The sequence below is a fragment of the Empedobacter sp. R132-2 genome, from assembly GCF_030324375.1.
Taxonomy (GTDB): Bacteria; Bacteroidota; Bacteroidia; order Flavobacteriales; family Weeksellaceae; genus Empedobacter; species Empedobacter falsenii_B.
Window position 1 is genome coordinate 13,874 of sequence record NZ_JACAGG010000003.1, and the last position, 20,338, is coordinate 34,211.

At 31.5% G+C, this 20,338-nt stretch carries 19 protein-coding genes; 12 read left to right on the plus strand and 7 right to left on the minus strand.

Going from position 1 to position 20,338, the window contains the following annotated elements:
• Positions 1-44: 44 nt before the first annotated feature.
• Genes HXZ69_RS02970 through HXZ69_RS02985 form a run of 4 tightly spaced genes read right to left on the minus strand, consistent with a single transcriptional unit; the run spans position 45 to position 5,735 of the window.
• Positions 45-752, minus strand: a complete 708-nt coding sequence (locus tag HXZ69_RS02970) for a rhomboid family intramembrane serine protease (protein ID WP_286494940.1) — start codon at positions 750-752, stop codon at positions 45-47.
• Positions 752-3,319, minus strand: coding sequence for a DNA gyrase/topoisomerase IV subunit A (locus tag HXZ69_RS02975; RefSeq protein WP_219034066.1), 2,568 nt, complete (start codon positions 3,317-3,319; stop codon positions 752-754). The genes HXZ69_RS02970 and HXZ69_RS02975 overlap by 1 nt, the downstream gene beginning before the upstream one ends.
• A 4-nt stretch (positions 3,320-3,323) precedes the next feature.
• A complete protein-coding gene (locus tag HXZ69_RS02980) occupies positions 3,324-3,830 on the minus strand; it encodes a hypothetical protein (protein ID WP_125348939.1) in 507 nt (168 codons plus the stop codon).
• Positions 3,831-3,884: 54 nt separating this feature from the next.
• Positions 3,885-5,735 (minus strand): DNA topoisomerase IV subunit B, encoded by a 1,851-nt coding sequence (locus HXZ69_RS02985; RefSeq protein ID WP_125348938.1) that lies wholly within the window; start codon positions 5,733-5,735, stop codon positions 3,885-3,887.
• Positions 5,736-5,842: 107 nt separating this feature from the next.
• On the opposite strand from HXZ69_RS02985, the gene HXZ69_RS02990 reads away from it, so the two are divergent.
• On the plus strand, positions 5,843-6,982 hold the full coding sequence (locus tag HXZ69_RS02990; RefSeq protein WP_286494942.1) for a methionine aminotransferase: 1,140 nt from the start codon (positions 5,843-5,845) through the stop codon (positions 6,980-6,982).
• 55 nt (positions 6,983-7,037) lie between these two features.
• Here the strand turns inward: HXZ69_RS02990 and ychF are convergent, their stop codons facing one another.
• Both ychF and HXZ69_RS03000 read right to left on the minus strand, forming a co-directional pair.
• Positions 7,038-8,129, minus strand: coding sequence for a redox-regulated ATPase YchF (ychF, locus tag HXZ69_RS02995; RefSeq protein WP_286494944.1), 1,092 nt, complete (start codon positions 8,127-8,129; stop codon positions 7,038-7,040).
• An 82-nt stretch (positions 8,130-8,211) separates the two neighbouring features.
• A complete protein-coding gene (locus HXZ69_RS03000) occupies positions 8,212-8,613 on the minus strand; it encodes a hypothetical protein (RefSeq protein WP_286494946.1) in 402 nt (133 codons plus the stop codon).
• A 62-nt stretch (positions 8,614-8,675) separates the two neighbouring features.
• Between HXZ69_RS03000 and HXZ69_RS03005 the strand changes: the two genes are divergently transcribed.
• On the plus strand, positions 8,676-9,188 hold the full coding sequence (locus tag HXZ69_RS03005; RefSeq protein ID WP_286494948.1) for a thioredoxin family protein: 513 nt from the start codon (positions 8,676-8,678) through the stop codon (positions 9,186-9,188).
• Positions 9,189-9,224: 36 nt separating this feature from the next.
• Here HXZ69_RS03005 and HXZ69_RS03010 read toward each other — a convergent pair whose 3' ends face one another.
• Complete coding sequence (locus HXZ69_RS03010) at positions 9,225-9,920, minus strand: ATP-binding cassette domain-containing protein (protein ID WP_219034021.1); 696 nt, start codon at positions 9,918-9,920, stop codon at positions 9,225-9,227.
• A gap of 243 nt (positions 9,921-10,163) precedes the next feature.
• On the opposite strand from HXZ69_RS03010, the gene HXZ69_RS03015 reads away from it, so the two are divergent.
• The 10 genes from HXZ69_RS03015 to HXZ69_RS03060 all read left to right on the plus strand — a co-directional run bounded on the left by HXZ69_RS03015 (position 10,164) and on the right by HXZ69_RS03060 (position 20,336).
• A complete protein-coding gene (locus HXZ69_RS03015) occupies positions 10,164-10,985 on the plus strand; it encodes a prephenate dehydratase (protein ID WP_219034020.1) in 822 nt (273 codons plus the stop codon).
• Positions 10,982-12,124 carry a pyridoxal phosphate-dependent aminotransferase gene (locus HXZ69_RS03020; protein ID WP_286494949.1) on the plus strand — a complete coding sequence of 381 codons (1,143 nt, stop codon included), beginning with the start codon at positions 10,982-10,984 and terminating at the stop codon, positions 12,122-12,124. The genes HXZ69_RS03015 and HXZ69_RS03020 overlap by 4 nt, the downstream gene beginning before the upstream one ends.
• Entirely contained in the window at positions 12,121-12,969 is an 849-nt protein-coding gene (locus HXZ69_RS03025) for a prephenate dehydrogenase (protein WP_286494950.1), read from the plus strand. Before HXZ69_RS03020 ends, HXZ69_RS03025 begins: the two co-directional genes overlap by 4 nt.
• Before the next feature lie 46 nt (positions 12,970-13,015).
• Positions 13,016-14,095, plus strand: coding sequence for a bifunctional 3-deoxy-7-phosphoheptulonate synthase/chorismate mutase type II (locus HXZ69_RS03030; protein ID WP_115002148.1), 1,080 nt, complete (start codon positions 13,016-13,018; stop codon positions 14,093-14,095).
• A 6-nt stretch (positions 14,096-14,101) separates the two neighbouring features.
• A complete protein-coding gene (gene rsgA / locus HXZ69_RS03035; protein ID WP_286494951.1) occupies positions 14,102-15,022 on the plus strand; it encodes a ribosome small subunit-dependent GTPase A in 921 nt (306 codons plus the stop codon).
• Between the two features lie 102 nt (positions 15,023-15,124).
• Positions 15,125-15,397, plus strand: a complete 273-nt coding sequence (locus HXZ69_RS03040; RefSeq protein ID WP_038333228.1) for a hypothetical protein — start codon at positions 15,125-15,127, stop codon at positions 15,395-15,397.
• Between the two features lie 135 nt (positions 15,398-15,532).
• Positions 15,533-15,982, plus strand: coding sequence for a D-aminoacyl-tRNA deacylase (gene dtd / locus HXZ69_RS03045; RefSeq protein ID WP_125348929.1), 450 nt, complete (start codon positions 15,533-15,535; stop codon positions 15,980-15,982).
• Between the two features lie 19 nt (positions 15,983-16,001).
• Positions 16,002-17,894 (plus strand): DUF3857 domain-containing protein, encoded by a 1,893-nt coding sequence (locus HXZ69_RS03050; protein ID WP_286494953.1) that lies wholly within the window; start codon positions 16,002-16,004, stop codon positions 17,892-17,894.
• Between the two features lie 7 nt (positions 17,895-17,901).
• Complete coding sequence (locus HXZ69_RS03055; RefSeq protein WP_286494954.1) at positions 17,902-19,920, plus strand: transglutaminase family protein; 2,019 nt, start codon at positions 17,902-17,904, stop codon at positions 19,918-19,920.
• Positions 19,921-20,009: 89 nt separating this feature from the next.
• Positions 20,010-20,336 carry a nucleotide pyrophosphohydrolase gene (locus HXZ69_RS03060; protein WP_038333238.1) on the plus strand — a complete coding sequence of 109 codons (327 nt, stop codon included), beginning with the start codon at positions 20,010-20,012 and terminating at the stop codon, positions 20,334-20,336.
• Positions 20,337-20,338: the final 2 nt, after the last annotated feature.

Below are 20,338 nucleotides of genomic sequence, written 5' to 3' on the forward strand. Positions count from 1 at the left end.
AAAAGCATCAAGTAATTTTGATGCTTTTTTTTTGTCTTATTTTTTTATTTTCGATGTTCTCTCAAAATCATCACAAGCAATACAATTAATGGAACAATCATTCCTAAAATATAATATGTATTGATTTGTAAAATTGTTGGATAAAATAATATTGCAGATAATAATCCCACAATTGCTCCACCTAAATGCGCTGAATGCCCGATGTTCCCTAAATTAGTTTTCATTCCATAAACTGAATATCCTAAATATAAAATTCCGAAAATCCAGGCTGGAATTGGTAAAGCAAAAAATAATCTTAATTCCATTTCAGGAAAAGCTGCAATTGCAGCGAATAAAATCCCTGTGACTCCTCCAGAAGCTCCTACTGCCGAATAAAAAGTTTCTTTCTTGTGAATCAACAAAGACAAAAGATTTCCGCCAATAACCGCTGCAAAAAAAACTAAAAGAAACATTCCGTAACCTACATTTAGTTTAGCATTCGAAAAGTCTCCTAATAAAAATCCTTCTGGACTTGCAAAAAAACCGATAACAGGATTCGCAAAAAAGTAAAGAGTTAACATATTGAATAACAAATGAGTAAAATCAACATGTAAAAATCCTGAACTTAAAATTCTATAGTATTCCTTATTATATAATATCGACCCTACTTGGAATTTATATTTTTCAAAAAAAGCTAAATCGTTAAAACCTTTCCAACTTACCAAAACATTCAATCCAATAACGACTAATGCCACAATAGAGATGTCTCCCATTATTCTTCTATATTTTCTTCTTCATTATTATCCTCCTCAATCGCATCAAATAGCGTCGGCTGCGGCTCTTCTTCTGACTCCTCCTCTTCTTCTGGTTCTTCGAATGGAAGCGGTTCTAACACATTAATCTGTTTTAATTTATATGTCGTCAATTGATTTCCTTGCGCTTTAATTCCTTTAACTGTAATAAATTCTTCTAAATTTATCACTTCTGGTTCTTTTTCTAAACCTTTTACTTTCGGGAAAATCAACTCAATAACTGGTAAATAATCTGTCGAAACAACTTTTATTGATGATTTACCATCTTCTAACGTATAAAAAGTTTGTGGAGAAAATGTATCTTCTAAAAGGAAACGTTTCACAAAATAACGATCTTTTTCTGCATCATAATACACGCAAGAAATCGGTTTTGAAGGTTTCCATTTCTCGATAATTTCTAAATCTTCGTCAAAACGATTACTCAAATCAAACGAAACCAATTTTGCTTCACCTTTTTTATTAATCGTTAAAATTTTATCATCACCCTTAAAAGAACCTAATAAAATCCCCAATCCATCTGCATTTAGGCGTTTTGTATCCGTATCAAACCAAATTTGACGAGGTGCTAAAGTCGAAACTCCTTCCTCTTTCAATTCTACTTTTTTGATTGGATATTTTGTTACTAAATTTCCTTTTGATGCACGACCTTTAATCGCTAAATCAGCAAAATTAATATCAAATTTTAATTTTTTGATTCGTTGATGAGTTTTTAAAATAATTGATACAACTTCGGCTTCTCCATTTGGATTTGCTGAAAAATACAACACTTCCGAACCTTTATTACCAGCCGTTAAATCATATTCTTTATCGCGAGTAATTCCCGTTACAGCAAAACGTTTTTGATAAGCCGGACCATTTTTACCATCGCGATAAATCAAGTTATAAATGGTACGTTTATCATTTTTATGCCAAATTCCAACATGAATAATTCCTTTTCCAACAAAAGTTTTTGCATCAACTTTTGTCACAATCATCGAACCATCATGTTTGAAAACCACAATATCATCAATATCAGAACACTCGAATAAATACTCGTCTTTTTTCAATGAAGTTCCGATAAAACCTTCGTTTCTATCCACATAAAAACGTGTATTTGCAACGGCAACTTTTGTCGCATCAATCGTATCAAATGTTCTAATTTCTGTTTTACGTTCTTTTCCTTTTCCGTATTTTGTCTTTAGGTTTTTGAAATAATCGATCGCATAATCAATCAAATTTGCTAAATGATGTTTTACATTCTCGATTTTATCTTCTAATGATTCAATAAATTGTTGTGCTTTATCTAAATCAAATTTTGAAATACGTTTGATTCGAATTTCTGTTAAACGCGTAATATCTTCTTCCGTAACTGGACGAATTAAATGCGCAATATGTGGCTTCAGCCCTTTATCAATCGCAGAAATTACACCTTCCCATGTTTCTTCTTCTTCGATATCGTGATAAATTCTATTCTCGATAAAAATTCGTTCCAACGAAGAAAAATGCCATTGTTCTTGCAGTTCATCTAACTCAATTTCTAACTCTTTTTTCAACAATTCAACTGTATTGTTTGTATTGTGAATTAAAATTTCAGAAACTGTTAAAAATTCTGGTGTTTGTTCATTAATCACACACGCATTTGGCGAAATAGAAATCTCGCAATCCGTGAATGCATACAATGCATCAATTGTTTTGTCTGGACTACTTCCTGGAACAAGATGAATTAAAATCTCAACTTCAGCCGCTGTATTATCTTCAATCTTTTTGATCTTGATTTTACCTTTATCATTGGCTTTTAAAACTGAATCAATCAAAGATCCTGTCGTTGTGCCGTAAGGAATTTCCGTAATTTTTAACGTTGTTTTATCTTCTTGCAAAATCTTTGCACGAATACGCACTTTACCACCACGCAATCCATCATTATAATCGGAAACATCAACCAATCCAGAAGTTAAAAAATCTGGGAAAATTTGAAATTTCTTTCCTTTCAGATGTAAAATTGACGCATCAATTAACTCATTGAAATTGTGTGGCAAAATCTTTGTTGACAAACCAACTGCAATTCCTTCTACTCCTTGTGCCAAAAGCAAAGGAAATTTGATTGGAAGATCAATTGGTTCTTTATTTCGACCATCATAAGATGGTTGCCATTTTGTAGTTTTTGGATTATAGACAACTTCTAACGCAAATTTAGTTAATCGAGCTTCGATATAACGCGACGCAGCTGCTCGGTCACCAGTGTAAATATTTCCCCAGTTTCCTTGCATATCGATCAACAATTCTTTTTGACCAATTTGAACCATTGCATCAGAAATCGCCATATCACCATGCGGGTGATATTTCATCGTATTTCCTACAATGTTCGCAACTTTGTTATATCGTCCGTCTTCCAACTCGCGCATTGAATGTAAAATTCTACGCTGAACTGGTTTCAACCCATCATAAATAGATGGAATTGCTCGTTCTAAAATTACATAAGAGGCATAGTCAAGAAACCATTCTTGGTACATACCAGAAACCTTCTTGATGCTCTCTTGATTGTCTTGCATCATGTTAAATAGCTACTTCTACATTGTTTTTGACCATACAATTAGACTCCACAATTTTGTCTAATTCAGTCAAAATAATATTAATATTTCGGTTAGAAATGAATGCTAAACGAAATTTGACTTTTGTTAAATTGGTAGGATTCTTTTTACTGTTAATATAAAAGACAACGTTTTTTGAAAGAATTCCTTTCTGAAAATCGTATTTGATCAATTTATACTTCGGTAAATCGATTTTGTTCGTTTTTGAATCTAAGAAGGATAAAAATCCAACATTCTTCGTTTCAAAAGTTATGGTTTCACCTTTTGTGTCTATCGCAAAAAATTGATTTCCACTTTTATAGCTTACATAAATAAACAACGCTATAAAAATTGCAACAACATAAGGTGGTATTATGTGATACTTGTAAGGTAAAATACCAGCATACATAATAAGGTTTAGAATGATTAAAATAACGATGGTGAAATTTAGCATTTTAAAGAGCTGTATCACATTTTTATTATTCTTCTTCATATTTATAAAATAGGTGTTTAGGTTAGATAGAAAGTAAGTTTTTTATAAAATATTCTAATTTTTAATAGCTTCTACAGCCAAATTGTTAATAATAAATTCTTGTCTTGTTGGTGTATTTTTTCCCATGTAAAATTCTAAAAGACTTTCGATGGTTTGATCTTTTCCAATCATTACTGGTTCTAAACGAATATCTTTTCCGATAAAATGTTTGAACTCATCTGGCGAAATTTCACCTAATCCTTTGAATCGTGTAATCTCTGGATTTTTAACTTCTTCCAACGCTTTTATACGTTCTGGTTCAGAATAACAATAACGTGTTTCCTTCTTGTTTCTCACACGAAAAAGTGGTGTTTGCAAAATATACAAATGTCCCTCTTTGATCAATTCTGGGAAAAATTGTAAGAAAAATGTAATAATCAACAAACGAATGTGCATTCCATCGACGTCAGCATCAGTTGCAATTACAACATTATTGTAACGTAAATCTTCTAATCCTTCTTCGATGTTTAATGCCGCTTGTAAAAGATTAAATTCTTCGTTTTCATAAACAATTTTCTTTGTCAAACCGTATGAATTCAACGGTTTTCCTCTCAAACTAAAAACCGCTTGCGTTTCTACACTTCTACTTTTGGTAATCGATCCACTTGCCGAATCTCCCTCGGTAATAAAAATAGTTGTATCTAAACGTAATTCAGCTTTCGGATCATTATAATGTTGACGACAATCGCGCAATTTCTTGTTATGTAAACTAACTTTTTTGGCGCGATCACGCGCTAATTTTCGAATTCCAGAAAGCTCTTTTCGTTCCGTTTCTGATTGTTTAATCTTGCGTTCTAATGCTTGCGCAACTTCTGTATTTTTATGTAAAAAGTTGTCAAGATTCGTTTTGATAAAATCATTTACAAACGTGCGAACCGTTGTCATTCCTGGTCCAATTTCATTCGAACCAAGTTTAGTTTTTGTTTGCGATTCAAAAACTGGCTCAATTACTTTGATCGAAATTGCTCCAATAATTGATTTTCTAATATCCGCAGGATCATAATTTTTATTATAAAATTCGCGAACAGTTTTCACAACAGCCTCTTTAAAAGCTGTTAAATGTGTTCCTCCTTGCGTTGTATTTTGACCATTCACAAAAGAATAATACGTTTCCGAATATGATTTCGAGCTGTGCGTCATCGCAATTTCGATATCTTCTCCTTTCAAATGGATGATATCATAAATTGTTTCTTCCTCGATATTATCATTCAATAAATCTTTCAATCCGTCTTTCGAAAAGAATTCTTCTCCATTGAAAATAATTTTCAATCCTGGATTTAAGTAAACATAGTTTTTCAACATTTTGTCTACATATTCTTTTCTGAATTTAAAATTCAAGAAAATCGATTTATCTGGGATAAATGTAATTTTAGTTCCTTTTCGTAAAGATGTTTCTTTTTCATCTTCTTGATTTGCTAAAATCCCTTGCTCAAACTCTGCAATACGTGTTTTTCCATCTCGAATAGATTGCACTCGAAACGATGTTGACAACGCATTTACAGCTTTTGTACCAACACCATTTAAACCAACCGATTTTTTGAAAGCTTGTGAATCATATTTACCACCTGTATTCATCTTAGAAACGGCGTCAACCATTTTTCCAAGCGGAATTCCACGTCCATAATCACGAACCGTTACCTCATCTTCGCGCAGATTAATTTCGATTGTTTTTCCTGCACCCATCACAAATTCATCGATACAGTTATCTACAATCTCCTTCAACAAAATATAAATTCCATCATCTTGAGACGAACCATCTCCCAGCTTCCCAATATACATCCCAGGTCGCATGCGAATATGTTCGCGCCAATCAAGGGTTTTGATATTGTCTTCCGTATAATTTACTTGTTGATCTAATTCTGACATTTGAGTTGTTGAGTGTTAAACGAGTTTTACAAAAATAAGAAAAAATTTCCTAAAAATATTAAGGTTCATTGTTTTGATTTTGAGCAAAAACGACCTAATTTACCAATATGATAAAATCTAAACTACCCAATGTTTCGACAACCATTTTTTCGGTAATGAGTCAATTGGCAAATGAACATCAAGCGATTAATTTAGCGCAAGGTTTTCCTGACTTTAATGCAGATTCTGAATTAATTAGTCGTTTAAATTATTATTCAACACAAAATTACAATCAGTACGCGCCAATGACTGGCGTCGAAAAATTGCGTGTATTACTTTCAGAAAAATATTCTAATCTTTATCAATCTGATTACGATTTTCAGAATGAAATTAACATTACGAGTGGTGCAAGTCAAGCGATTTTTAATGTTGTTTCTACATTAATTCATCCAAATGATGAAGTAATTATTTTTGAACCTGCTTACGATTTATATCAACCAACGGTTGAATTATTTAGAGGAAAAATTGTTCCAATTCAGCTAAAATATCCTGAATATTCTATCGATTTTGAAGAATTGAAGAAAAAAATTAATGATAAAACGAAATTGATTATCGTTAATAATCCGAATAATCCAACTGGAAAAATTTTATCCGAAAATGATTTAAAACAATTTGAACAAATCCTAAAAGATTCAAATTGTTATTTGCTTGCAGATGAAGTTTATGAGCACATTACATTTGATGGAAAATCGCATCAAAGTTTTGCAAAATTAAAATCAGTAAAAGACAAGATTTTCATCGTAGGTTCTTTCGGAAAATTATTTCACATAACTGGTTGGAAAATCGGTTATATTTTAGCCGAAAAAGAATTGATGAAAGAGTTTAGAAAATGTCACCAATTCAATACTTTTTCTACGCATACACCATCACAATATGCAATTGCAGATTATTTAGAAAAACCTGATCATTACTTGCATTTGAATGATTTTTTTCAACAAAAAAGAGATTTATTTGTTAAAGGTTTAGCTTCAACAAATTTTGAAGTTTTGCCTTGCGAAGGAACTTATTTTGTAAGTGCAAATTATGCTAAAATAAGTGATTTATCTGATGATGAGTTTGCAAAACAGTTAACCATCAAAAATAAAGTTGCGACAATACCAATTTCAGCATTTTACCATGATAAAACAGATAACAAAGTAATCCGATTTTGTTTCGCTAAAAAGGATGAAACACTTTTAATGGCTTTAGAAAATTTGAAGAATTTGTAATAAAATAAAAGCTCAATCTTTCGATTGAGCTTTTTATATAGATATAATTTAAATCTTAAACATTAAACAAGAAATGCATAATATCACCATCTTGTACAATGTATGCTTTTCCTTCTACGTTCAATTTTCCTGCTTCACGACATTTAGATTCTGATCCGTATGTGATATAATCATCAAATTTAATAACCTCTGCACGAATAAATCCTTTCTCGAAATCGGTGTGAATAACTCCTGCCGCTTGTGGTCCAGTAGAACCTTTTTTGATTGTCCAAGCACGAACTTCTTTTACACCTGCTGTGAAATAAGTTTCTAAATCTAACAATTTATAAGCAGAACGAATCAAACGATTAACGCCTGGCTCTTCTAATCCTAATTCTTCTAAGAAAATTTGACGCTCATCAAACGTTTCTAATTCATTGATATCAGCTTCAATTTGTGCTGCTAAAATCAAAACTTCAGCATGCTCATCTTTTACAGCTTCTTTTACTTTTTCTACCCACTCGTTACCGTCTTTTGCAGCAGATTCGTCTACATTACATAAGTACAAAACTGGTTTAGAAGTAATCAATTGTAACGAATCCACAATTTCTTGCTCTTTTTCGTCCAAATCCATCTCACGAACATTTTTCAACTCTTCTAAATGAGAGATTACAGCTGTTAAAACTTCTACAACTTTTTGTTCGTCTTTATTTCCCGCTTTCGCTGCTTTTTTAGATTTATCGATACGTTTTGTAACTGTGTCTAAATCTTTCAATTGCAACTCAATATCGATTGTTTCTTTATCGCGTAATGGATTAATAGAACCGTCAACGTGTGTAATATTTTCGTTTTCGAAACAACGTAAAACGTGAATAATTGCATTACACTCGCGGATATTTCCTAAAAATTGATTTCCTAAACCTTCTCCCTTACTTGCTCCTTTTACCAAACCAGCAATATCTACAATTTCTACAACCGCAGGCACAACGCGCTCTGGATTTACAATTGCTTCTAACTGATTTAGACGAGTATCTGGTACAGAAACTGTTCCTACATTTGGTTCAATTGTACAGAAAGGATAATTCGCCGATTGCGCTTTTGCATTCGACAAACAGTTAAATAAAGTAGATTTACCAACATTAGGCAATCCAACAATTCCACATTTCATATATGTTGTCTCTTTTTTTAATGATTGAATATTAGAAAGATGTTCTAATAATTTTGTGCAAAGATAATGATTTCCATTAAATTTATTTAACAGAAGAAACTCTGTTCAATTTTATGTTTAATACATTTCCAGAATATGATTTCATTTCACCATAAAAACAATCGCAAGTCGCATTATAAGTCAAATCATAATAATTAGACGTTTTATCAAGATTTATCTTTCTGAATTTGAGTTGAGGAAATTTAAACACAACAGAATCTGTCACATCTTTTTCATAACCATCTTGAAAATCAAATTCTATTTTTAATTTTGATTTATTTCTTGAAACATCCATAACCGCATCACTCTTTGTCAAAGGAACTTCTACCACTTTCGATTTATAATCCAAAAAATCTTGTTTCCATTTTCCTTTAATTGTTTTTATATTATTGGATGCGCAACTCACAAGAAATAGCAAAAAGATAAATCCTAAAAAATGTTTCATAAGTGTTAATTTTTTATTGAAAATACAATTATTTATTTACATTTACTTAAATACTTATTACAATGAAATTAAAAGCCTTAATCGTAAGTTTTATGATTGCTTTCGCAGGAATCGTAAACGCGCAAACAGCAACAGAAATATTAACAAAAGCTCAAAATCAAGCGAAGGTTGAAAATAAAAATGTCTTTTTAATTTTTCATGCTTCTTGGTGCGGATGGTGTAAAAAGATGGAAAAAAATATGGACGATCCAGCTGTGAAACCATATTTTGATGCGAATTATGTCAAAACATTTATTACTGTACAAGAACGTGCAGAGAAGAAAAATTTAGAAACTCCTGGTGGAGATGCTATCAATGAGAAATTAGGAGGAAAAAATCAAGGTTTGCCTTTTTGGGTAATTTTAGATTCGACTGGAAAAGTTTTAGAAGATTCTCGCGTAAATGGAGAAAATCTTGGTGGTCCAGCTTCTGAAGAAGAAGTAAATCACTTGATTGCAAAACTTGAAAAAACAACGAAAAACGATAAAGTTGATCCAGAAAAAATCAAAGAAGTTTTTATCTTGAAAAAGAAATAATTCACAAAAAAATCCGCTCAATGGACGGATTTTTTTTTATTGTGTTAAAACATGAAAAGCTTCTTCCAAGTTTTTATATTGTCCTTTAAATTCTTCTATCGCTTGATCGGCTACAATTTTTCCTTTATTCAAGAGGATTACACGCGAACAAAGCGCTTCTACTTCTTGCATAATATGTGTCGAAAGTATCACCGTTTTTTCTTTTCCAATTTCTTTAATTACCTCTCTAATTTCAATAATTTGATTTGGATCCAAACCATTTGTAGGCTCATCTAAAATTAAAATTTCTGGGCTAGAAATAATCGCTTGCGCCAATCCAACACGCTGTTTATATCCTTTAGATAATTGATGAATTTTCTTATGTTTTTCTGGTGATAAACCTACTTTTTCAATGACTTCATCAATTTTTGATTTAGGCACATTTCGAATATTTGTTACAAATTCCAAATACTCTCTTACATACATATCCATGTACAATGGATTATTTTCTTGCAAAAATCCAATCAACTTTTTCGATTCAATTGGTTGCGTCGAAACATTAAAATCATTCACAGAAATTTCACCAGAATCTGCATTTATTGCATTGGTAATACTTTTCATCAATGTCGATTTTCCTGCTCCATTTGGTCCAAGTAAACCAACAACTTCGCCATTATTTATAGAAAACGAAACTTTGTCTAAAGCCATCTGTTCACCGTATTTTTTTACTAAATCTGTAATGATTATTCCCATTTGATGAAAAATTTTCGATAAAATTAGCAAAAAAGATTTGGATAACTGAAAAATTATTTTTTAGATTTGTAAAACAATTAGAAAAACGAAATGGCAACATTCAATTATTTTAACGCATTCTTTTTTTACTTTTTTGGATATTATCCAGGAGAGCAGGGACTGCGTTGTCAAAATTGATTGTTAACATTCATAATAAGATAATATAAAGTCCCGCAATTTGTGGGACTTTTTTTGTGGAAAAAAATGAAAGAAAGAGTTGCAATACAAGGTTACATTGGTTCATATCATCACGAAGCTGCCAATAATTATTTAGGAAATGACATCGAAATTGTAGAATGCGACACATTCAAAACTTTAGCAAAGTCGCTTGCAAAGGGAAAAGTTGAAAAAGCAATCATGGCAATTGAAAACACAATTGCTGGGGCAATTTTACCAAACTATGCATTGCTAACGAAATATAATTTGAAAGTTGTTGGAGAAATTTATTTATCAATTCAACATCAATTGATGGTAAAAAAAGGACAAACTTTAGATGATATAAAAGAAGTTCGTTCGCACCAAATGGCATTGTTACAATGTGATAAGTTCCTTGAAAAACATCCAACATGGCGCGTTGTAAATGATATCGACACTGCATTAACAGCCAAAGATATTATTGAGCAAGATTTGAATGATGTTGCTGCAATTGCCTCAAGAAAAGCGGCAGAAGTATATGGATTAGACATTTTAGCTTCAAGTATTCAGACGTTTCAAGATAATTTTACTCGCTTTTTTGTATTGCAACGCGAGCACAACGATTACGAAGATTTCAATAAAGTTTCGATGCGTTTTTCTGTTCCACATAAAGCTGGTGCTTTAGTAGATGTATTAAATCAAATTGCAGAATGTGGAATAAATATGGACAAAATACAATCTGTTCCGATTATTGAAAAACCTTGGGAATACTCTTTCCATATTGACATTACGTTCGAGCAAAAAGAACAATATTATGAATTGCTTGGAAAAATTGCAAGAAAGTTAACGGATTTAGAAATATTAGGCGAATATAAACTGGGGAAAAAATGATAGCAGAAGCCCAACGATTACAAAGTGTTCAAGAATATTATTTCTCGAAAAAATTACAAGAAATAGCGAACATGAAAACCGACATTCCAATCATTTCATTAGGAATTGGAAGTCCAGATTTACAACCTCATCCAGATGTGATCGAGGAATTAATCAAAAGTTCACGAAACGGAATCAATGGCTATCAAAGTTATCGCGGAATTCCAGAAATGCGCGAAGCAATGGCAAGTTTTTACAAAAACAAATTTGATGTAGACGCCAATCCTTCAACAGAAATTTTGCCACTTATGGGCTCTAAAGAAGGAATTATGCACATTTCGATGGCATTTTTGAATGAAGGTGATAAAGTTTTAATTCCAAATCCTGGATATCCAACTTATTCATCTGTTACAGAATTAGTGCAAGCAGAACCTTTATTCTACGATTTGAAAAATGAAAATGATTGGCTTCCAGATTTTGATCAGTTAGAAAAATTAGCCGAGCAAAAACCAAAAATTATGTGGCTCAATTATCCACATATGCCAACCGGAGCCAAAGCCCCAAAAGACGTTCTTAGAAAATTAGTAGAGTTTGCAACTCGTCACAATATCTTAATCGTAAATGATAATCCGTATAGTTTTATTTTGAACGATGAACCGACAAGCATCTTAGGAATTGAAGGTGCAAAAGATGTTTGTATCGAACTGAATTCATTAAGCAAAACCTTTAACATTGCAGGTTGGCGAGTAGGAATGGTGATTGGAAAAGAAAGTTTTATTAATTCTATTCTAAAAGTAAAGTCAAATATGGATTCGGGAATGAATTTTGCGATACAAAAAGCCGCGACAAAAGCTCTTTTAGTTGATGATTCTTGGTACGATGAATTAACAAAAATTTACGCAGAAAGACGAAGAATCATTTGGGAAATCGCTGATATTTTAAATGTAAAATATAATCCCAATGCAGCAGGAATGTTTATTTGGGCGAAGCTTCCAGAAGGAAAAGATGATAAAAAATTTATTGATGAAATTTTATACAATAAAAAAGTATTTATTACACCAGGAAGTATTTTCGGAAGCAATGGTGAAGGATTTATAAGATTTTCACTTTGCGCACCTGTCGAGAAGTTGATTGAAGTAAAGAGAAGATTAGAAGCATGAAAATAATTTCAGTAATCGGTTTAGGATTAATCGGAGGTTCTTTTGCTTTAGCATTAAAAAAAGTTGGTGTTGCCGAAAAAATAATCGGTGTTGATCAAAATATTGAACATCAAATTCAAGCTTTAGAATTAGGAATTGTGGATGAAATCGCTCCTTTGAATGAAGCACTTTCTCAATCAGATTTAGTAGTGATTGCGGTTCCAATTAATTCAATTCAAAAAGTTTTACCAGAGATTTTAGATCAAATTAATGATAAAACGATTGTAATGGACATGGGATCAACAAAAGCTGGAATTTGTAAAAAAGTTTTAAGTCATCCCAAAAGAAAACAATTTGTTGCCACACACCCAATCGCAGGAACGGAAAATTCTGGACCAAAAGCTGCTTTTCCTGAGTTGTTTTTAAACAAAGTTGCGATTTTGTGTGATATTGAAGAAAGCGAAAAAGAAGCAGTAAAAAAAGTAAGAAAAATTTATCAATCGCTCTGGATGAATGTTAAAACAATGACTTCGGAAGCGCATGATGCGCACATTGCGTACGTTTCTCATCTTTCGCACATTACATCTTTCGCTTTAGGACAAACAGTTTTGGAAGAAGAAAAGAATGAAGATGCAATTTTTGACATGGCTGGATCTGGTTTCGAATCTACGGTTCGTTTAGCAAAAAGTTCACCAGATATGTGGACACCAATTTTGATTCAGAATCGAGAAAATTTACTCAATGCTATTGATGCTTATCAAACTCAAATTTCTAAAATCAGAAAAATGATCGAAGAAAAAGACGCCGAAGATATTCATCAATATTTAAAAAACACAAACGACATACGTCGAATATTAAATAAATAATTACTCTCAAATAAAATAAATATTAAATCTTAAATTTGTAAATGTTATGGAAAACAATAACTGGATAAAAGAATACGATAAACCAATGATCATCGCTGGACCTTGTAGTGCAGAAAGTGAAAAACAAATGATGACAATCGCTGAAGATTTGGACAAAGATTATGTGCAAGTTTTCCGTGCGGGAATTTGGAAGCCTCGTACTAAACCAAATTGTTTCGAAGGAGTTGGTGCAATCGGATTAAACTGGTTGAAAAAAGTAAAAGACGAATTCGGAATGAAAATCGCAACTGAAATCGCCAATGCAAATCACGCAAAATTAGCGTTAGAATATGATGTTGACGTTTTATGGATTGGTGCTCGTTCTACGGTAAACCCTTTTACAGTACAAGAAATTGCTGAAGCTTTACGTGATACAGACAAAACAGTTTTGGTTAAAAATCCTGTAAATCCAGATTTAGATTTATGGATTGGTGCTTTGGAGCGTTTAGAAGGTCAAGGAATCAAAAACTTAGGTGCTATTCACCGTGGTTTTTCAACGTACAAAAAGACAAAATACCGTAACAATCCACAATGGCAAATTGCATTAGATTTCAAAAACAAATTACCAAACGTGCCAATTATTTGTGACCCATCACACATTTGCGGAAACAGAACAGGATTATTTGATGTTGCACAGCAAGCTTTCAACTTTGAATACAATGGATTGATGATCGAAACACACAATAATCCTGATGAAGCTTGGTCTGATGCAGCTCAACAAGTAACACCAGCTCGTTTATTAGAAATCTTAAAAGATTTAGAAATTCGTGTTTCTGATGATCCAGATGCAATTTACAAAACTGGAATTCAGAATTTACGTCATCAAATTGATGAATTAGATAACTCTATTTTAGATGCAATTGCTCAACGTATGAAAGTTGCAAACTCTATCGGAGAATTGAAAAAAGAACATAATGTGGCAGTTTTTCAGCCAGATCGTTGGAAACAAATCAAAGATAATTCTGTAAAAGCAGGAGTTTCTTTAGGTTTATCTGAAGATTTTGTTGACAAATTATTGCAAGCAATTCACCAAGAATCTGTTGCGCAACAAAACCAAATTATGGTAAAAAAAGAAGAAAAAATTTAAACAATATTGAAAGGAATTGTCATAAAATCTACTGGTAGTTGGTATCATCTTTTAACCGAAGATGGTGCAACCTATCAGGCAAGAATTAGGGGAAAATTTAGAATAGCCAATATCAAACATACCAATCCAATTGCTGTTGGAGATGAGGTTGAGTTTGAGATTGACAAAGATGATATTGCAGTCATTACAAAAATTCATGATCGCAAAAATTACATCATACGAAAATCTGTTAATCTATCCAAAAAAACGCATATTATTGCCTCTAACATTGATGTTGCTTTTTTGGTTGTAACGCTTTCTAATCCCAAAACTTCGTTTGGTTTTATTGACCGTTTTTTGATTACTGCCGAAGCTTATCATATTCCTGTTGTAATTTTATTCAACAAAATGGATTCATACACGGAAGATGAAATGGCTGAGTTAGAAATTTATAAATCAATTTACAATTCTATCGGTTACGAAAGTCTTGATATTTCTGCTGAAACTGGTCTAAATTTAGATCTTGTAAAAAATCGAATGAAAGATAAAGTGAGTTTGGTTTCGGGACATTCTGGCGTTGGAAAATCAACGTTGTTGAATACTTTAAACCCTGATTTGAACCTAAAAACGCACGAAGTTTCTGATTTTAATAGCAAAGGACAACATACCACAACTTTTGCACAGATGTACGAATGGCCTTTTGGAGGTTTTATTATCGATACGCCTGGAATTAAAGAATTTGGTTTGGTTCATATCGACAAAACCGAATTACAAGGTTATTTTCCTGAAATTTTAGATTTAAAACATAATTGTAAATTTGATAATTGTATACATGTTAACGAGCCAAAATGTGCCGTTCGAGATGCAGTAGAAAATGGTGAAATAGCAGTTTCTCGCTACGAAAATTATCTCACTTTTTTAGAAGAAGATATTTATACCGAAAAATAATTAAAAGCCATTTCTTTCGAAATGGCTTTTTTATTTTTTCAAATTACGGTTTCACGTAAAAATAATTCAACTTCTCATTTTATTTTTGTTAAAATTAATTGAATGAGCAATTTATCCGTACAAATCGCTTTAGATTTTGTGGAATGTACAAAGGAACAAAAAGAAAGATTTTTATTGCATTTAGAAGATTTAAATTGGAAACCATTAAATCCAAATAAATTGTGGACTGCTGAATTCGATAATTCTAAAAACAAAGAAAATAAACTAAAAAATATAGAACAAGAACTAATTAATGCAAAACAAATATCGAAGCTCTATGAGCTAGATTATGTGATAATTGCAGATGAGGAAATCTATTTTAACCAACTAACTTAAACCTATAGCGATTGCTTTCTAAACTTAAATTACAACAAGCGTTATAACACATCTAAAAGATGAGTTGTAACGCTTTTTTATTTGTTAATAATTTCTTAAATTTCAATCAATTTAATACCGATTAAAACAATATTTATGCGAGTGATTTTACAGCGTGTGCAACATGCTTCTGTAATGGTGGATGGAGAAATAACTGGAAAAATAGAAAGTGGAATTTTGACCTTGGTTGGCTTTGAACCTGATGATACGAAGGAAGATTTTGAATGGATTTCGAAAAAAATAATTAAACTCCGAATTTTCAATGATGAAAATGATGTGATGAATTTGGATGTACAGCAAACAAATGGAGATATTTTGGTTGTGTCTCAATTTACGTTGCATGCGTCTACGAAAAAAGGAAATCGTCCGTCATATATCAAAGCGTCAAAACCGGACATAGCAAACGTACAATATGAAACATTTTTGAACGTTTTAGAATCAAATTTCAAGCCTGTACAAAGAGGAATTTTTGGTGCAGATATGAAAGTCGAATTATTGAATGATGGTCCTGTAACTATTTTTATCGATTCAAAAAATAAAGAATAACTTGATTAACAGATATTGAATGAAACAAACTCTACTTTTTTCAACTTTTTTTATTAGTTCATTTTCTTTTGCGCAAAACTATGCAGTCGATCAAATTCCAGCCGATTTGATAAAAGATGCTTATGCTGTTGTACGAAAAAATGAAGAAAAAATAGAACTTCTAAAAGTTGATGAATTAAAATATACGGAAGACGTTGTCGTAACGGTTTTGAGTAAAGCGGGCGATAATTATGTTGGTGCGCAAGCGAATTATGATGCAAATACAAAAATTGACTTATTCGAGGCAACTTTGTATGATGCAAATGGAAAAGAAATTAAAAAATTCAAGACCAAAGATTTTGGTGACCAAAGTTATGTAACAGGTGGACAAATGTACACGGATGATCGTATAAAATATTTGAATTACACACCAACAAATTATCCTTACACGATACATTATAAAATTGTTACAACGAACAAAAATACACTTTGGATTCCGCGTTGGTCACCTATACGAGCAGCGAATTTATCAATCGAAAAATCGTCTTATCAATTTGTAAATAAAACATCTTCAACTATTCGATTGAAAGAAGATAATTTTAAAGGTTTTGACATTGCAAAAACAGGAGATAACAATAATTTGAGCTATTCATTAAACAATGTTTTGGCATTTAATGAAGAAGATCAAATGGTTGGAAGTCAAAAAATATTTCCTCGCGCTATTTTAGCTTCAAATCAAATCAATATCAATGGTGTTAAAGGAAATTTTGACAATTGGAATGATTACGGAAAATGGACTTTTGATAATTTAATTCGTACAAAATTAGATTTTACTCCAGCTCAAAAATCTGTTTTTCAAAATATGGTAAAAGAAGCAAAGTCGGATGAAGAAAAAGTTCAGATTTTGTACAAACATTTGCAAAATAAAGTTCGATATATTGGTGTACAACTGGGAATTGGAGGACTTTCGCCTTTTCCGAATTCTTATGTTGAGAGCAAAAGTTATGGCGATTGCAAAGCCTTATCTAATTATATGATTGGAATGTTAGATGCAGTGAATATCAAATCGTATCACACCATATTATTTGCTGGAAATCCAATTGATATTGATGAGCAAATGATGTATCAACAAGGAAATCACATGATTGTTTATATACCTCTAAATGGAAAAGATATTTGGTTAGAAGCAACAAGTCAAACAGCTCCTTATAATTATTTAGGTGATTTTGCAGGAAATAGAAAAGTATTAATTGTTGATGAAAAAGGCGGAAAAATTATTCCTTCACAACAATTCAAAACAGAAGATAATCAATTATTCGTCAATGGAAATGCAACACTTTTAGCAGATGGGACATTAAATTTTGATTTTTCTGAAACTTCCAAAGGTTTGCTTTATGAGAATTTTGCAAGATTTAATCAATTAAGCGAGAAAGAACTTGATGTTCGTTTAAAAAATCGATTTTCTTACTTACAAGGAATATCATTCAAAAAGAAAGAATTTAATAATGATTGGAAAAATGCTGTTTTCACTTCAAATTTCGAGTTTTCAGCACCAAATTATGCTAAAATTCAAGGAAATAACATCATTCTGAATATTATTCCAGTGAATAAAGAAGAGACTTCTGTCAAAAAAATGAAAGATAGAAAGTTTGATTTCAACATCGAGACAGGATATGTTGACGAAGTTTCGTATACATTGACACTTCCTTCTGGTTATAAATTACCACAAAAATTTGATGCTATAATTGTGAAATCAGCTTTTGGTGAATATCAATTAGAAATCAATCCAAAAGAAAATAATGCATTCGAAATAAAACGTATTTACAAACAATTTTCAGGAACTTTCTCAAAAGAAAAATACAACGAATATGTAGAATTTAGAAGACAAATTTCGGGTTACGATAACACAAAACTACTTTTAGAAAAATTATAACACTAATATGAAAACAATATTTACGATTGTTGCGACAGTTGCAACCGTTTCGAGTTTTGCTCAAGATGTAAAATTTGGAAAACTATCTAAACAAGATTTCGAGAAAACAAAAAGTACAATTCAAGCTGACGCTCCTGCAGAAGTTTTATATGCTGACGGAAATTATAAAGTTAGTTTTAATACCAATCAAGGCGGTGTTGAGCAAACAAAGAAAGTTTTTTATAGAGTAATTGTTTTTGATAAGGATAAAACACCTGATGATGTTTTAAAAATAGAAATTCCTCTTTACAAAAGCTCAGGATCAGATCAAGATAAATTGATTACTTTAAAAGCGGTTACCTATAACCTTGAAAATGGAAAAATTATTGAACAAAAAGTTGAGAAAAAAGATATTTTCTTAGATAAAGTCCATCGTTTTATGGATAAACAAACGTTTACATTTCCAAATGTAAAAAATGGATCAATCTTAGAATATACATACGAAATTATTTCCCCTTTCTATGGAAATACTGATACGTGGTATTTTCAACAATCGATTCCTGTAGTTACGAGTAATTTCACGATGCAAAATCAAGAATATTTTAATTATCAACAAGATTTAAGAGGTGAATTTGCTCCTAAATTAACAAAAAATTCCAAAGAAGATACTTTTTCAACTACTTCTTTTGGAAACAGAGGTGTTACATCTTTTGGTGGAGATATGGGAAATCAAGGCGCGACATCAAGTAATCATAAATTAAAGATTGATACACAAACTTATTCATTAGTTAATTTACCTTCTTATTCTCGCGAAGCTTATGTGCTTAATCCGAGAAATATGTTAGCAAGTATTCAGTTTGAGTTAGCTTCTTTTGTGGTTCCCGGAAGAACCTCAGAAAATTTTTCTACAACTTGGGAACGTATTGGAAAAGATTTGATGGATCACGAAGAATTTGGTCGACAATTAAATGGAAATAACTTTTTAGATGAAACAGTAAACGCTACAATTGTTGGAAAATCTACAAATATTGAAAAAGCTCAAGCAATTTACAATTATGTAAAAAACAACATGGCTTGGAATGATTATTTAGGTCAATATACAGATAAAGGAATTCGAAAAGCATTTAACGAAAAATCTGGAAATTCAGCGGATATCAATCTTATGTTAACAGCTATGTTGCGTAAAGCTGGATTAGACGCAAATCCAATTGTTTTGAGTACGTTGCAAAATGGTTTAATCAATTATTCGTTTCCTTCACGTAGCAAATTGAATTATGTAATTGTTGGAGCAACAATAGATAATGAATTTTATTTAATGGATGCAACTGATAAAAATGCTCAAATTAATTTATTACCAATTCGAGCAATCAACGATCGTGGATTTATGGTAAATGAAAAAGGAATAAAAGAAGTTCCTCTTCGTAATTCGGTTATGACCAATGATAAAATATCAATTACGGCAGATTTAAAAGCTGATGGAAATTTGAAAGGTTTATTTTCTAATGTTCGTGATAATTATTTTTATATGTTTGATAAAAGTGAAATCGCAGATGATCCAAAAGCGTTTGAAAAAGAATTTGTAGAAGATTACAATTTTGAAATTTCAGAATTTAAAACACAAGATAACAAACAAAATGTAATTCGTCATCAATTCAAATTTGATGATGTAAAAGTAGATGTGGCTGGAAATAAAATATTATTCAATCCATTTTTATTTGTTGCGAATACAAAACATAATTTAAATCTAGATCAACGTAATTACAATATTGAGTTTGGTGCACCAACTACGAATACAAATACAATTAAAATTAAAATTCCAGAAGGTTACAAAGTCGAATCTTTACCAACTGAAAAGCAATTTACAATGCCTGATCAAGCTGGTGGATATGCATATAAAGTAATTGAAAAAGATGGTTTTATTATCGCTCAAGCCCAAAAAGTTATTCCATACAGTATTTTACCTGCACAATACTATAAACCATTGAAAGAATTTTTAACAAATATCATTAATGCAGAAAGTCAGCAAGTGATTTTGGTAAAACAATAAAAAAATATTCTAAACATCGAATAAAGCCAACTCCAAATACAAGTTGGCTTTTTATTTTTGTACCTTTAACTTTTAAAATTTAAAATAAGATGAGCCTTAAACAAGCACAAACAGACGTTGATAATTGGATAAAAGAACATGGTGTTCGTTATTTTAACGAATTAACAAATATGGCACAATTAACTGAAGAGGTAGGAGAAGTTGCACGTATTATTGCGCGTCGTTACGGTGAACAATCGGAGAAAGAATCCGATAAAAACAAAGATCTTGGCGAAGAATTGGCAGATGTTATTTTTGTAGCGCTTTGTTTGGCAAATCAAACAGGTGTTGATTTAGAATCAGCTTTTTACAAAAAATTAGATTATAAAACAAAACGTGACCACGATCGTCATCAAAATAATGATAAATTAAAATAAAT